Source organism: Pseudomonas sp. LBUM1645 (assembly GCF_059716185.1).
This window is the reverse complement of sequence record NZ_CP166811.1, coordinates 1,774,434-1,786,998: the sequence shown is the minus strand read 5'-3', so window position 1 is coordinate 1,786,998 and position 12,565 is coordinate 1,774,434. Positions and strand designations below refer to the sequence as shown.

The window sequence follows — 12,565 nt, the reverse complement described above, 5'->3', positions numbered from 1 at the left end:
TCAATCGCTGACTGATGACTCATTGAGTGCTCGCGTCTAACAACGGCGGGGCTTACGACGTCAATTGGCTGACAAACACTTCCCGCATCGACGTCGGAAATGCCCTTCAAACAGCTAGACTGTTGCCGTAGGACACAGTTTGAAATAGTCACCCGGTTGAATAGCCTGGGTCAGCACCTTATATACCCCGCAGTACGCTACATCTTTAGCATGAGGAGATTTCTACAACCATGATGCGCATCCTGCTGTTTTTGGCCACTAACCTGGCGGTCGTGCTGATTGCCAGCATCACCCTGAGCCTTTTTGGCTTCAACGGGTTCATGGCGGCCAACGGGGTTGATCTCAACCTCAATCAGCTGCTGATTTTCTGTGCGGTCTTTGGTTTCGCCGGTTCGCTGTTCTCGCTGTTCATCTCCAAGTGGATGGCGAAGATGAGCACCAGCACCCAAATCATCAGCCAGCCGCGCACACGTCACGAGCAATGGCTGCTGCAAACCGTCGAGCAATTGTCCCGGGAAGCCGGGATCAAGATGCCCGAAGTCGGTATTTTCCCGGCCTACGAGGCGAACGCCTTTGCCACTGGCTGGAACAAGAACGACGCGTTGGTCGCGGTCAGCCAAGGGCTGCTCGAGCGTTTCTCGCCAGATGAAGTGAAGGCCGTTCTGGCCCACGAAATCGGCCACGTAGCCAATGGCGACATGGTCACCCTGGCATTGGTCCAGGGCGTGGTGAACACCTTCGTGATGTTCTTCGCACGGATCATCGGTAACTTTGTCGACAAGGTGATCTTCAAGAACGAAGAAGGCCAGGGTATCGCCTACTACGTGGCAACCATCTTCGCCGAACTGGTCCTGGGCATTCTGGCCAGCGCCATCGTCATGTGGTTCTCGCGTAAACGCGAATTCCGTGCAGACGAAGCCGGTGCACGTCTGGCCGGCACCGCCGCAATGATCGGCGCCCTGCAACGCCTGCGTGCCGAACAGGGTCTGCCGGTGCACATGCCGGACACCCTGACGGCTTTCGGTATTAACGGTGGCATCAAACAGGGGTTCGCCCGCATGTTCATGAGCCACCCTCCGCTGGAAGAGCGTATCGACGCTCTGCGTCGTCGGGGCTGATAGGTTCCGCACTAAAAGAAAAGGCCCGCAGTGATGCGGGCCTTTTTTTGTCTGCTGATTTTTTGGTGCTCATTCGGGCCCCATCGCGAGCAAGCTCGCTCCCACAGGGGAATGCATTCCAATGTGGGAGCGAGCTTGCTCCGGGCGGCGTTCCGACGATGGGACCGGCACAAGCAATACAAACCTGTCAGCTGGAAACCCGATACACCCGCTCTTCAAGCCGCGTAACACCGCTTTCCAGGAACTTCCAGCTTTCGCCCAGAACGTCCTGGTCCTCCAAAATCTTCAACTCCCACGAAGCACCGAACAACCGTTGCGCTTCGTCATCCAGCACGGCAAAGGGCGGCCCGTCCATTTGTGCCTGGTCGTAATCCAGGGTAATCAACAGCCCCAGCGAATCCTTCGGCACAATCCGCTTCAGATGCTCGGCGTATTGCTCCCGCATCTTCGGTGGCAAGGCGATCAACGCAGCGCGGTCGTACAGCGCACTGCAATCAGCGACATCGCCGGCCGTCAGCGCGAAGAAATCACCACACCAGATCTCGATCGAGCCCGCCCGATAGACCGTGAAGGGGCCTTGGTCGCTGACGTCCGGATCAAATTGATGCTCGTGGAAAAAGTCTTCCACCGCTTTTTCCGACAACTCGATGCCCAGCACCTCATGACCGCATTTCGCCAGCCACAGCAGATCCAGGCTTTTCCCACATAGCGGCACCAGTACGCGCGCGCCCTCTTCCAGGCCCAGCTGCGGCCAGTACCGTTGCAGATATGGATTTACTTCCGGCAGGTGGAAGCCGATCTGATTCGACGTCCACCGCTTGTGCCAAAACTCCGGCTGCATAATTAATCCCGAAAATTCGATCAAAAGACCCTAAAACTTATATTAGATTTAGATCAATGATCTGACTGAAGATGACGCCATCTTACCCCTCAGGAGCTCATTCATGTTCCCCAGCCTGTACATATCCCATGGCTCGCCCATGTTGGCACTGGAACCGGGCGCCAGCGGGCCTGCCCTCGCTCGCCTGGCCGCAGAATTACCGAAACCCAAAGCCATCGTAATTGTTTCTGCGCATTGGGAAAGCAATGAGTTACTCGTCAGCGGCAATCCCCGGCCTGAAACCTGGCATGACTTCGGCGGCTTCCCGCAGGCGTTGTTCGACGTGCAATACCCGGCGCCCGGCAATCCACAATTGGCCGCAGAGGTTGTCGAACTGCTGCAGAGCGATGGCCTGCCCGCACGCATCGACGCCGAACGGCCGTTCGACCACGGGGTTTGGGTGCCGCTGTCATTGATGTATCCACAAGCCGATATCCCCGTGGTGCAAGTCTCGCTGCCTACACGCGGCGGCCCGGCCCTGCAGACCCGCGTCGGTCATGCCCTCGCCAGTCTGCGCGAACACGGCGTGCTGCTGATCGGTTCCGGCAGCATCACCCACAACCTGCGAGAACTGGACTGGCACGCCGGCCCGGAAAGCGTCGAACCCTGGGCCCAGGCATTTCGTGACTGGATGATCGAAAAACTTGCTGCCAACGACGAAGCCGCGTTGCACGATTACCGTCAGCAAGCACCGAATGCGGTGCGCAACCATCCGAGTGATGAACATTTGCTGCCTTTGTATTTTGCCCGCGGCGCCGGAGGACATTTCAGCGTGGCCCACAAGGGATTCACCATGGGGGCCTTGGGCATGGACATTTACCGCTTCGGATAACGTAAAAACTCACAGTTTGTGGCGGCCAGGCTCAGACCACATCAACCCCGACATGAATCGCATCGTGCCGCCAAAACTCCAGATCACAATCGATCAACCGCTCATGCTGATCGTAATTGACCCGAGCGATGCGCAACCCCGGACTCCCCACCGATACCCGTAAAGCCGCCGCCGCATCCACCGACAACGCCGTCGGCACAATCTCGAAACGCACCCGCCCATAGTGCAAGTCGTAATGTCGCGCATACAGCTCGGTAATCGACTGATTCAAATCAAAATCCAGAATCCCCGGGAAAAACTGCGGATTCAAATAGTGCTCCACATACAACACCAGCCGCTCATCAATCCGCCGTGCCCGGCAAATCTGAATCACGCTGGACAACGCCGGCAACTGCAACCAGGCGCAGACCGCCGCCGACGCCGGTTGCAACCGCGCCGAAATCACCTCGGTGGACGGCACCCGCCCCTGCGCACTGACCATCGCGTGAAAGTGACTGCGCTGCATCAGGTTGTAGGCCAGGCGCGGTGGCGACACGAACCAGCCACGGCGCTCCTCCCGATAAATCTGCCCCTGGGCTTCCAGTTGCAACAACGCTTCACGCACAGTGATCCGCGTGGTCCCGAACAACTCACTGAGCTTGCGCTCGGCCGGCAGTTTGCTCCCGGGCGCCAACAGGCCATGGTCGAGCTGTTCCTGCAGAACCTGCCCGATAGCTGTCACCGCTTTGGTTGTCTCGATGCGCATCAACGTTACCTATCTGGACTAGACCAGCACTGTTTCGGGGCGGAACCGCGATTCAAATCGGTTCCCTCAACTCCCGACAAGCCTAGGCACTGCACATGACTGACAGATGACAAAGCCGCCGAACGGTTGATCCAGACGCCTGCAATTTCACGGCCAAGCCTTTTATATCAGCCTATTAGCCATGGTCTACGCTTACTCCGAAGCCTGAGCATTGCAGCTCAAAAAATATAGGCCGACCAGTCGTCGACATCAAAATGTCATCAGGGGCGCCTAAATTGGCTCAGGTATTGCTGACCTAGACCAACACAACCGCAATCGCAGCGTTGAAAACGCCCAAAGGAGCTTCGGATGAAAAAGCTTTTCCTGGCATCACTGTTAGGCTCGACCATTGCCATGTGCACCGCCGCGATGGCGGCTGATAGTGATTTGAAAACCCTGGAAGCCGCGGCGAAAGCGGAAGGTGAGGTCAACAGCGTCGGCATGCCCGATGACTGGGCCAACTGGAAAGGCACCTGGGAAGACCTGGCCAAGACGTACGGCCTGAAACACATCGACACCGACATGAGCTCGGCGCAGGAAATCGCCAAGTTCGCCGCCGAGAAAGACAACGCCAGCGCTGACATCGGCGACGTTGGCGCAGCCTTCGGCCCGATCGCGGTTAAACAAGGCGTGGTGCAACCTTACAAGCCAAGCACCTGGGCGCAAGTCCCGGACTGGGCCAAAGACAAGGACGGCAACTGGGCGCTGGCGTACACCGGCACCATCGCGTTTATCGTCAACAAGAAGCTGCTGCACGGTTCCGAAGCCCCGACCAAGTGGGCTGATCTGAAAACCGGTAAATACAAGGTTTCCATCGGTGACGTGAGCACCGCCGCCCAGGCCGCCAACGGTGTACTGGCCGCGGCACTGGCCAACGGTGGCGACGAGAAAAACCTGCAACCAGCGCTGTTGCTGTTCGCAGACCTTGCCAAACAAGGCCGCCTGTCCATGGCCAACCCGACCATCGCCACGATGGAAAAGGGTGAAATCGAAGTCGGCGTGGTGTGGGACTTCAACGGCCTGAGCTACAAGGCCAAGATGGCGAACCCGGATGACTATGTGGTGCTGATCCCATCCGATGGCTCGGTGATTTCCGGTTACACCACCATCATCAACAAATACGCGAAAAACCCGAACGCCGCCAAGCTGACCCGCGAATACATCTTCAGCGATGCCGGTCAGATCAATCTGGCGAAAGGCAACGCCCGTCCGATCCGCGCCGAGCACATCAAGCTGCCGGCTGACGTCCAGGCCAAGCTGCTGCCTAACGAGCAGTACAAAAAGGTCACGCCGATCAAAGACGCGGATGCGTGGGAAAAGACTTCCAAGGCTTTGCCGCAGAAGTGGAACGAAGAAGTCATCGTCGAGATGAAGTAATGCTGTAAGTCCCTGATTGGATCTCTGATGGAGATCCACTGTGGGAGCGAGCTTGCTCGCTCCCACAGTGGATTGAGTTGAATTCGATTCATCTGTTTCCTGTTGCGGAGTCATCGCCCCTATGAAGCACAACGTCATCCTTGTCGTGCTCGACGGCCTCAACTACGAGGTCGCTCGCCACGCCATGGGGCACCTGCAGGCTTATGTCGGCGCAGGACGCGCGGAGCTCTACAAACTGGAGTGCGAACTGCCGGCCCTGTCCCGCCCCCTTTACGAATGCATCCTCACCGGCGTTCCGCCGATCGAGAGCGGTATCGTCCACAACAACGTCTCGCGCCTGTCCAACCAGCGCAGCATTTATCACTACGCCACGGATGCCGGCCTGACGACTGCCGCCGCGGCCTATCACTGGGTCAGCGAGTTGTACAACCGTTCGCCGTTCGTGGCGGCCCGGGATCGTCACACCGACGATCCGAAACTGCCGATCCAGCACGGGCACTTCTACTGGAGCGATCACTACCCGGATGCGCACCTGTTCGCCGACGCCGAAAACCTGCGCCTGCGGCACGCGCCGAACTTCTTGTTGGTCCACCCCATGAACATCGACGACGCCGGGCACAAGCACGGCCTCGACACCCCGCAATACCGCAACAGCGCGCGCTTCGCCGACATCTACCTCGCGGATTACCTGCAAACCTGGCTCGACGCCGGGTATCAAGTGCTGGTGACCGCCGACCATGGCATGAACAACGACCGGTCCCACAACGGCCTGCTGCCGGAAGAACGCGAAGTACCACTGTTCGTCCTCGGCGACGCTTTCAGCTTCAATGCCAACGCCGCACCGAAACAGACTGAAATCTGCGGCACCGTCTGCGAACTGCTGGGCGTGGCCCACGACAAACCTGTCTGCCGGGAGCTGCTCAAGTGAACTCCATGACCCGTGGCAAGTGGCTGGCTGCCTTGTGCCTGGTGCCTTTCGCCCTGTTCTTTATCGTGTTCGAGATCGCCCCGCTGACCTGGGTGATGATCAACAGCCTGCAATCGGAAGAGTTCGGCTGGGGCCTCGCCAACTTCACCAGGATCTTCAATTCGAAGTTCTATTTGCAGGCGATCCAGTACAGCCTCGAGATCAGTTTCTGGTCCAGCGTATTCGGGATCATCATCGCGGTACTCGGCGCTTATTCCCTGCGCCGGGTCGATTCGAAACTGCGCAACTTCGTCAACGCCTTCGCCAACATGACCAGCAACTTCTCCGGCGTGCCCCTGGCCTTCGCGTTCATCATTTTGCTGGGGTTCAACGGCAGTTTCACGATCATGCTCAAGCAGGCCGGGATCATTCAGGATTTCAACCTGTATTCGAAAACCGGGCTGATCATTCTCTACACCTACTTCCAGATTCCATTGGGTGTGTTGCTGCTTTATCCGGCCTTCGACGCCTTGCGTGAAGACTGGCGTGAGTCCGCCGAACTGCTCGGCGCCAACGGCTGGCAGTACTGGCGGTACATCGGTTTGCCAGTGCTGACCCCGGCGCTGCTCGGTACGTTTGTGATCCTGCTGGCCAACGCCCTGGGCGCGTACGCCACGGTGTATGCCCTGACCACCGGCAACTTCAACGTGCTGACAATCCGCATTGCGGCGATGGTTTCCGGCGACATTTCCCTTGACCCGAACCTCGCCAGTGCCCTGGCTGTGGTGCTCGTTGCGTTGATGACCCTGGTGACCATCGTGCATCAGCTGCTGTTGAAGAGGAGCTACCATGTCTCGCGCTGAACTGGGCCCCGCCGGCGTCTATCACCGGGTGGTGGTGTACCTTCTGTTGGCTATCCTGTTGTTGCCGCTGGTCGGGACGTTGATCTACTCGATCGCCAGCAGTTGGTCGGCGACCATTCTGCCTAGCGGCTTTACCTTCAAGTGGTACATCCAGCTGTGGAGCGATCCGCGCTTTCTGCATGCCTTCGGGCAGTCGTTGCTGGTGTGCGTCGGCGCGTTGATTCTGGCGGTGGTGCTGATTCTGCCGCTGCTGTTCGTGGTGCATTACCACTTCCCCAAACTTGATGCGCTGATGAACATCCTGATCCTGCTGCCCTTCGCGGTGCCGCCGGTGGTGTCCTCGGTGGGGCTGTTGCAGCTCTATGGTTCCGGGCCGTTTGCGATGGTCGGTACGCCGTGGATTCTGATCGGCTGCTACTTCACCATCGCGCTGCCATTCATGTACCGGGCGATCACCAACAACCTGCAAGCGATCAACCTGCGCGACCTGATGGACGCCGCGCAATTGCTCGGCGCCAACACCTGGCAAGCCGCGTTCCTGGTGGTGCTGCCGAACCTGCGCAAGGGTTTGATGGTGGCGTTGCTGCTGTCGTTCTCGTTCCTGTTCGGTGAATTCGTGTTCGCCAACATCCTGGTCGGCACCCGCTACGAAACCCTGCAGGTCTACCTCAACAACATGCGTAACAGCAGCGGCCACTTCACCAGTGCGCTGGTGATCTCCTACTTCTTCTTTGTGCTGGTTCTGACCTGGGCGGCCAATATCTTGAACAAGGACAAAAGCGAATGAGCTATGTCAGCGTCCAACACCTGCAAAAAAGCTATGCCGGCACCACGGTATTCAGCGACATCAACTGCGAAATCCAGAAAGGTGAATTCGTCACCCTCCTCGGCCCGTCCGGTTGCGGTAAATCCACGCTGCTGCGCTGCATCGCTGGCCTGACCTCAGTGGATGGCGGCAAAATCCTGCTCGATGGCGCTGACCTTGTGCCGTTAAGCCCACAGAAACGCGGGATCGGCATGGTCTTCCAGAGCTATGCGCTGTTCCCGAACATGACCGTGGAGCAGAACGTCGCCTTCGGTTTGCGCATGCAGAAGGTCAACGCCGACGACAGCCAAAAGCGCGTCGCCGAAGTGCTGGGACTGGTGGAACTAAAGGACTTCGCCGCGCGTTACCCGCATCAACTGTCGGGCGGCCAGTGCCAGCGCGTGGCCCTCGCCCGCTCATTGGTCACGCGGCCACGGCTGTTGTTGCTGGACGAACCGCTGTCGGCCCTCGATGCGCGGATTCGCAAGCACCTGCGCGAACAGATCCGTCAGATCCAGCGCGAACTCGGCCTGACCACGATCTTCGTCACACACGATCAGGAAGAAGCACTGACCATGTCTGACCGGATTTTCCTGATGAATCAGGGAAAGATCGTACAGAGCGGCGATGCCGAAACCCTTTACACCGCGCCAGTGGATGTTTTTGCCGCAGGCTTTATCGGCAACTACAACCTGCTGGACGCCGACAGCGCCACAAAACTGCTGCAGCGACCGATTACCCACCGCATCGCGATTCGCCCGGAAGCCATCGAACTGAGCCTCAACGGCGAACTCGACGCACAAATCCGCAGCCACAGCCTGTTGGGCAACGTGATTCGCTACCGGGTCGAAGCCCGGGGCGTGGAATTGGTAGTGGATGTGCTGAACCGCTCGGCGGCCGATCTGCATCCCGATGGTCAGCGTCTGGCGCTTTCCATCGATCCGACGGCCCTGTGTGAGGTAGCCTGATGACTTTGCTGATGTTGAAGAGAGAACCGCACTGATGGCACTGGCAATTTTTGATTTGGACGAAACCCTGATCCACGGCGACTGCGCCACCCTCTGGAGCGAGCAAATGGGTCGCCTGGGCTGGGTCGATCCAGAGTCGTTCATGCGTCAGAACAATGAACTGATGGACGCCTACAGCCACGGCAAACTGCGCATGGAGGAGTACATGACCTTCAGCCTGGAGCCGATGATCGGGCGCACACCCGAAGAGGTCGACCATTTGGTAGGGCCTTGGGTGGAAGACTTCATCGAGCCGATCATTTTCAGCGACGCCACTAAAGCCATTGCGGCCCATCGCAAGGCTGGCGACCGGATTTTGGTGATTTCGGCGTCGGGCACGCATCTGGTGAGGCCGATTGCCGATCGCTTGGGCATCGACGAGGTTCTCGGAATCGAGCTGGAAGTGACGCATGGGGTTTATAGCGGCAACACCGTTGGCACGCTGACCTACCGCGAAGGCAAGATCACGCGTTTGCTGGAGTGGCTGGATGCGGAAGAGGAAAACCTTGAGGGCGCCAGTTTCTACTCCGACTCACGCAATGATTTGCCGTTGCTGCTGAAAGTAGATTTCCCACACGTGGTAAACCCGGATCCGGTGCTGCTTGAACACGCAGAAAAGGCCGGCTGGCCGATCCACCTCTGGAAGTAACCAAGATCCCTTGTGGGAGCGAGCCACATGGCTCGCTCCCACAGGTTCGGTGTTGTCAGGTCAGGCTTTCGTCGATTACCAACACCAACTTTCCCGAAACCTTATTAGTCGCCAACTCCGCAAACGCCGCTTCGGCGTCCTTGATCGGGAAGGTCTTGGCCAATTGCGGGCTTAAACGCCCTTCAGCAAACAACGGCCAGACATGTTGGCTGAGATCGCTGAACAGATCCGCCTTGAACTGCTCGTCGCGACTGCGCAAGGTCGAACCCAGCAGCTGCACGCGCTTGGCCAGTACCTGCGCCAGATCCAGCTGCGCCTCACGACCGCCCATCAGGCCGATCAGCACCCAACGACCATCGCGCGCCATCAGTTTCAGATTCAGTGCGGCGTAGTTGCCGCCCACCGGGTCGAGAATCACATCGAACGGCCCAAGGTCGCTCAAGCTATCGAGATCCCCGTTGCGCACGACCCCACCTTGCGCCCCCAGCGCTTCGCAGTAAGCCAAACGCTCGGCGGAACCGACGCTGACCCAGCACGGGTTACCAAACGCCTTGCACAGCTGAATGGCAGCTGAACCGATTCCACTTGCTCCGGCGTGCAGCAGAACTTTCTCACCCGGCTTGAGCGCAGCCAGTTGAAACAAATTCAGCCAAACGGTCGCATACACTTCTGGCAACGCTGCCGCCTCAGCCAGGGACAAACCTTCGGGTACCGGCAACACATGCCGTCCGTCGACAACTACCTCCTCGGCCATCCCGCCCCCGGCCAGCAAGGCGCAAACCCGATCCCCGACTTGCCAGGACGAGCCCGGCCCCACCTCGCTGATTACCCCCGAACACTCAAGACCCAGTACCTGACTGGCTCCCGGCGGTGGCGGATAAAGACCCGCCTTCTGTAACAAATCGGCTCGATTGAGACCCGCAGCCGCCACTCGAATCCGAACTTGTCCTACATCGCATGTAGGACTGGGCTCTTCAACCCACTCCACTCGACCTTCAACGCCTTGCAATGCTTTCACAGTGCCTCCATAGTGAGTCTGGACTGAGCCCGTAGCTGTAGCGCCGGGCTTTCTTGCATTATGCGACCGGCCCTGGGGCCTATACGAAATCTAGCAGGCAGTTTTCGTACAGAACCAGGTGGTACCGGCGACTTCAAAGACGGCCTAATATGCGTGATCAATTGTCCCCGCGTCGAATCAGCATGAAGCATTTTTTCCCCAGCACCGCCCTAGCCCTATTCATTGGTATCGGTCTGTTGCCGATGTCGACCAATTCGTTTGCAGCCAATAGCTGGGACAAGCTTCAGCCTGATCGTGACGAAGTGATCGCCAGCCTGAACGTCGTCGAGTTGCTCAAGCGCCATCACTACAGCAAGCCGCCGCTCGATGACGCGCGCTCCGTGATCATCTATGACAGCTACCTCAAGCTGCTGGACCCGTCGCGCAGCTATTTCATGGCCAGCGACATTGCCGAATTCGACAAGTGGAAAACCCAGTTTGACGACTTCCTCAAAAGCGGCGACCTGAACGCCGGGTTCACCATCTACAAGCGCTACCTGGACCGCGTCAAAGCGCGTCTGGACTTCGCCCTTGCCGAGTTGAACAAAGGCGTCGACAAGATCGACTTCACGGCCAAGGAAACCTTGCTGATCGATCGCAAGGACGCCCCTTGGCTCAAGTCCACCGCAGAACTCGACGACCTGTGGCGTAAACGCGTCAAGGACGAAGTCTTGCGGCAGAAGATCGCGGGCAAGGACTCCAAGCAGATTCAGGAAACCCTGACCAAGCGCTACAAGAACCAATTGGCGCGCCTGGACCAGACTCGTCCGGAAGACATCTTCCAGGCGTACATCAACACCTTCGCCATGTCCTACGACCCGCACACCAACTATCTGTCGCCGGATAACGCGGAGAACTTCGACATCAACATGAGCCTGTCCCTCGAGGGCATTGGCGCCGTGTTGCAGAGCGACAACGACCAGGTGAAAGTCGTGCGTCTGGTGCCGGCAGGCCCGGCCGACAAGACCAAGCAAGTCGCACCGGCCGACAAGATCATCGGCGTTGCCCAGGGCAACAAAGAGATGGTCGACGTGGTCGGCTGGCGCCTGGACGAAGTGGTCAAGCTGATCCGTGGGCCGAAAGGCACCGTGGTGCGCCTGGAAGTGATCCCGGCCAGCAATGCGCCTAACGACCAGACCAGCAAAATTGTCCCGATCACCCGCGAAGCGGTGAAGCTTGAAGACCAGGCGGTCAAGAAGTCGGTCCTCAACCTGAAACAGGACGGCAAGGACTACAAGCTCGGCGTCATCGAGATCCCGGCCTTCTACCTGGACTTCAAGGCTTTCCGTGCTGGCGATCCGGATTACAAGAGCACCACTCGCGACGTCAAGAAACTGCTGACCGAGTTGCAGAAAGACAAGGTCGACGGCGTGGTCATCGATCTGCGCAACAACGGCGGCGGTTCCCTGCAAGAAGCCACCGAGCTGACCAGTCTGTTCATCGACAAAGGTCCGACCGTTCTCGTGCGTAATGCCGATGGCCGGGTCGATGTGCTGGAAGATGAAAACCCGGGTGCCTTCTACAAAGGGCCGATGGCGTTGCTGGTCAACCGTTTGTCCGCCTCGGCTTCGGAGATTTTTGCCGGCGCCATGCAGGACTATCACCGCGCGTTGATCGTTGGCGGCCAGACCTTCGGCAAAGGCACCGTGCAGACCATTCAGCCGCTGAACCATGGCGAACTGAAACTGACCCTGGCCAAGTTCTACCGGGTTTCCGGCCAGAGCACCCAGCATCAGGGCGTACTGCCAGACATCGATTACCCGTCGATCATCGACACCAAGGAAATCGGCGAAAGCGCACTGCCAGAAGCCATGCCGTGGGACACCATCCGCGCGGCCATCAAGCCTGCGGTCGATCCGTTCAAGCCTTACATCTCGCAGCTTAAATCCGAGCATGACGCACGCTCGGCCAAAGACGCCGAGTTTGTGTTTATCCGCGACAAGTTGGCCCTGGCCCAGAAGCTGATGGAAGAAAAAACCGTCAGCCTCAACGAAGTCGATCGTCGTAAGCAACACGCCGACATAGAAGCCAAGCAACTGGTCATGGAAAACATCCGTCGCAAGGCCAAGGGTGAAGAGCCGCTCAAAGAGCTGAAGAAAGAAGACGAAGACGCGATCGCGGCCGAGCCAGACAAGACCAAACCAGAAGACGATGCCTACCTGAGCGAGACCGGGCGGATTCTGTTGGACTACCTGAAACTCAATACCACGGTAGCCAAGCACTAGGTTGTTACGAGCAAGGTTGTTACCAGCAAGATGATGGCAATTTAATGCTGACGCTCCCCGG

12 protein-coding genes are annotated in these 12,565 nt (G+C 58.4%); 9 read left to right on the top strand and 3 right to left on the bottom strand.

Annotated features, from left to right (window positions below; translation table 11 throughout):
* Nucleotides 1–230 precede the first annotated feature (230 nt).
* Nucleotides 231–1,118, top strand: coding sequence for a protease HtpX (gene htpX, locus ACA079_RS07940; protein WP_008145865.1), 888 nt, complete (start codon nt 231–233; stop codon nt 1,116–1,118).
* A 187-nt stretch (nt 1,119–1,305) separates the two neighbouring features.
* Here htpX and ACA079_RS07935 read toward each other — a convergent pair whose 3' ends face one another.
* A complete protein-coding gene (locus tag ACA079_RS07935; protein WP_497703114.1) occupies nt 1,306–1,959 on the bottom strand; it encodes a thiopurine S-methyltransferase in 654 nt (217 codons plus the stop codon).
* 103 nt (nt 1,960–2,062) lie between these two features.
* On the opposite strand from ACA079_RS07935, the gene ACA079_RS07930 reads away from it, so the two are divergent.
* On the top strand, nt 2,063–2,830 hold the full coding sequence (locus ACA079_RS07930; RefSeq protein ID WP_497703113.1) for a DODA-type extradiol aromatic ring-opening family dioxygenase: 768 nt from the start codon (nt 2,063–2,065) through the stop codon (nt 2,828–2,830).
* A 31-nt stretch (nt 2,831–2,861) separates the two neighbouring features.
* Here ACA079_RS07930 and ACA079_RS07925 read toward each other — a convergent pair whose 3' ends face one another.
* Nucleotides 2,862–3,575 (bottom strand): UTRA domain-containing protein, encoded by a 714-nt coding sequence (locus ACA079_RS07925; protein WP_008145862.1) that lies wholly within the window; start codon nt 3,573–3,575, stop codon nt 2,862–2,864.
* 348 nt (nt 3,576–3,923) lie between these two features.
* On the opposite strand from ACA079_RS07925, the gene ACA079_RS07920 reads away from it, so the two are divergent.
* The 6 genes from ACA079_RS07920 (at nt 3,924) to ACA079_RS07895 (ending at nt 9,222) form a co-directional block, all read left to right on the top strand.
* Nucleotides 3,924–4,991 (top strand): ABC transporter substrate-binding protein, encoded by a 1,068-nt coding sequence (locus tag ACA079_RS07920; RefSeq protein ID WP_497703112.1) that lies wholly within the window; start codon nt 3,924–3,926, stop codon nt 4,989–4,991.
* A 121-nt stretch (nt 4,992–5,112) separates the two neighbouring features.
* Nucleotides 5,113–5,919 carry an alkaline phosphatase family protein gene (locus ACA079_RS07915; protein WP_497703111.1) on the top strand — a complete coding sequence of 269 codons (807 nt, stop codon included), beginning with the start codon at nt 5,113–5,115 and terminating at the stop codon, nt 5,917–5,919.
* Nucleotides 5,920–5,924: 5 nt separating this feature from the next.
* Entirely contained in the window at nt 5,925–6,761 is an 837-nt protein-coding gene (locus tag ACA079_RS07910) for an ABC transporter permease (protein WP_497704294.1), read from the top strand.
* Nucleotides 6,748–7,548 carry an ABC transporter permease gene (locus tag ACA079_RS07905; RefSeq protein ID WP_497703110.1) on the top strand — a complete coding sequence of 267 codons (801 nt, stop codon included), beginning with the start codon at nt 6,748–6,750 and terminating at the stop codon, nt 7,546–7,548. Before ACA079_RS07910 ends, ACA079_RS07905 begins: the two co-directional genes overlap by 14 nt.
* Complete coding sequence (locus ACA079_RS07900) at nt 7,545–8,534, top strand: ABC transporter ATP-binding protein (protein ID WP_497703109.1); 990 nt, start codon at nt 7,545–7,547, stop codon at nt 8,532–8,534. The genes ACA079_RS07905 and ACA079_RS07900 overlap by 4 nt, the downstream gene beginning before the upstream one ends.
* Before the next feature lie 34 nt (nt 8,535–8,568).
* Nucleotides 8,569–9,222, top strand: coding sequence for an HAD family hydrolase (locus tag ACA079_RS07895; protein ID WP_497703108.1), 654 nt, complete (start codon nt 8,569–8,571; stop codon nt 9,220–9,222).
* 55 nt (nt 9,223–9,277) lie between these two features.
* Here the strand turns inward: ACA079_RS07895 and ACA079_RS07890 are convergent, their stop codons facing one another.
* Nucleotides 9,278–10,240, bottom strand: a complete 963-nt coding sequence (locus ACA079_RS07890; RefSeq protein WP_046056550.1) for a zinc-binding dehydrogenase — start codon at nt 10,238–10,240, stop codon at nt 9,278–9,280.
* Nucleotides 10,241–10,422: 182 nt separating this feature from the next.
* On the opposite strand from ACA079_RS07890, the gene ACA079_RS07885 reads away from it, so the two are divergent.
* Nucleotides 10,423–12,504, top strand: a complete 2,082-nt coding sequence (locus tag ACA079_RS07885; RefSeq protein WP_497704293.1) for a carboxy terminal-processing peptidase — start codon at nt 10,423–10,425, stop codon at nt 12,502–12,504.
* The last annotated feature ends 61 nt before the right edge of the window (nt 12,505–12,565 follow it).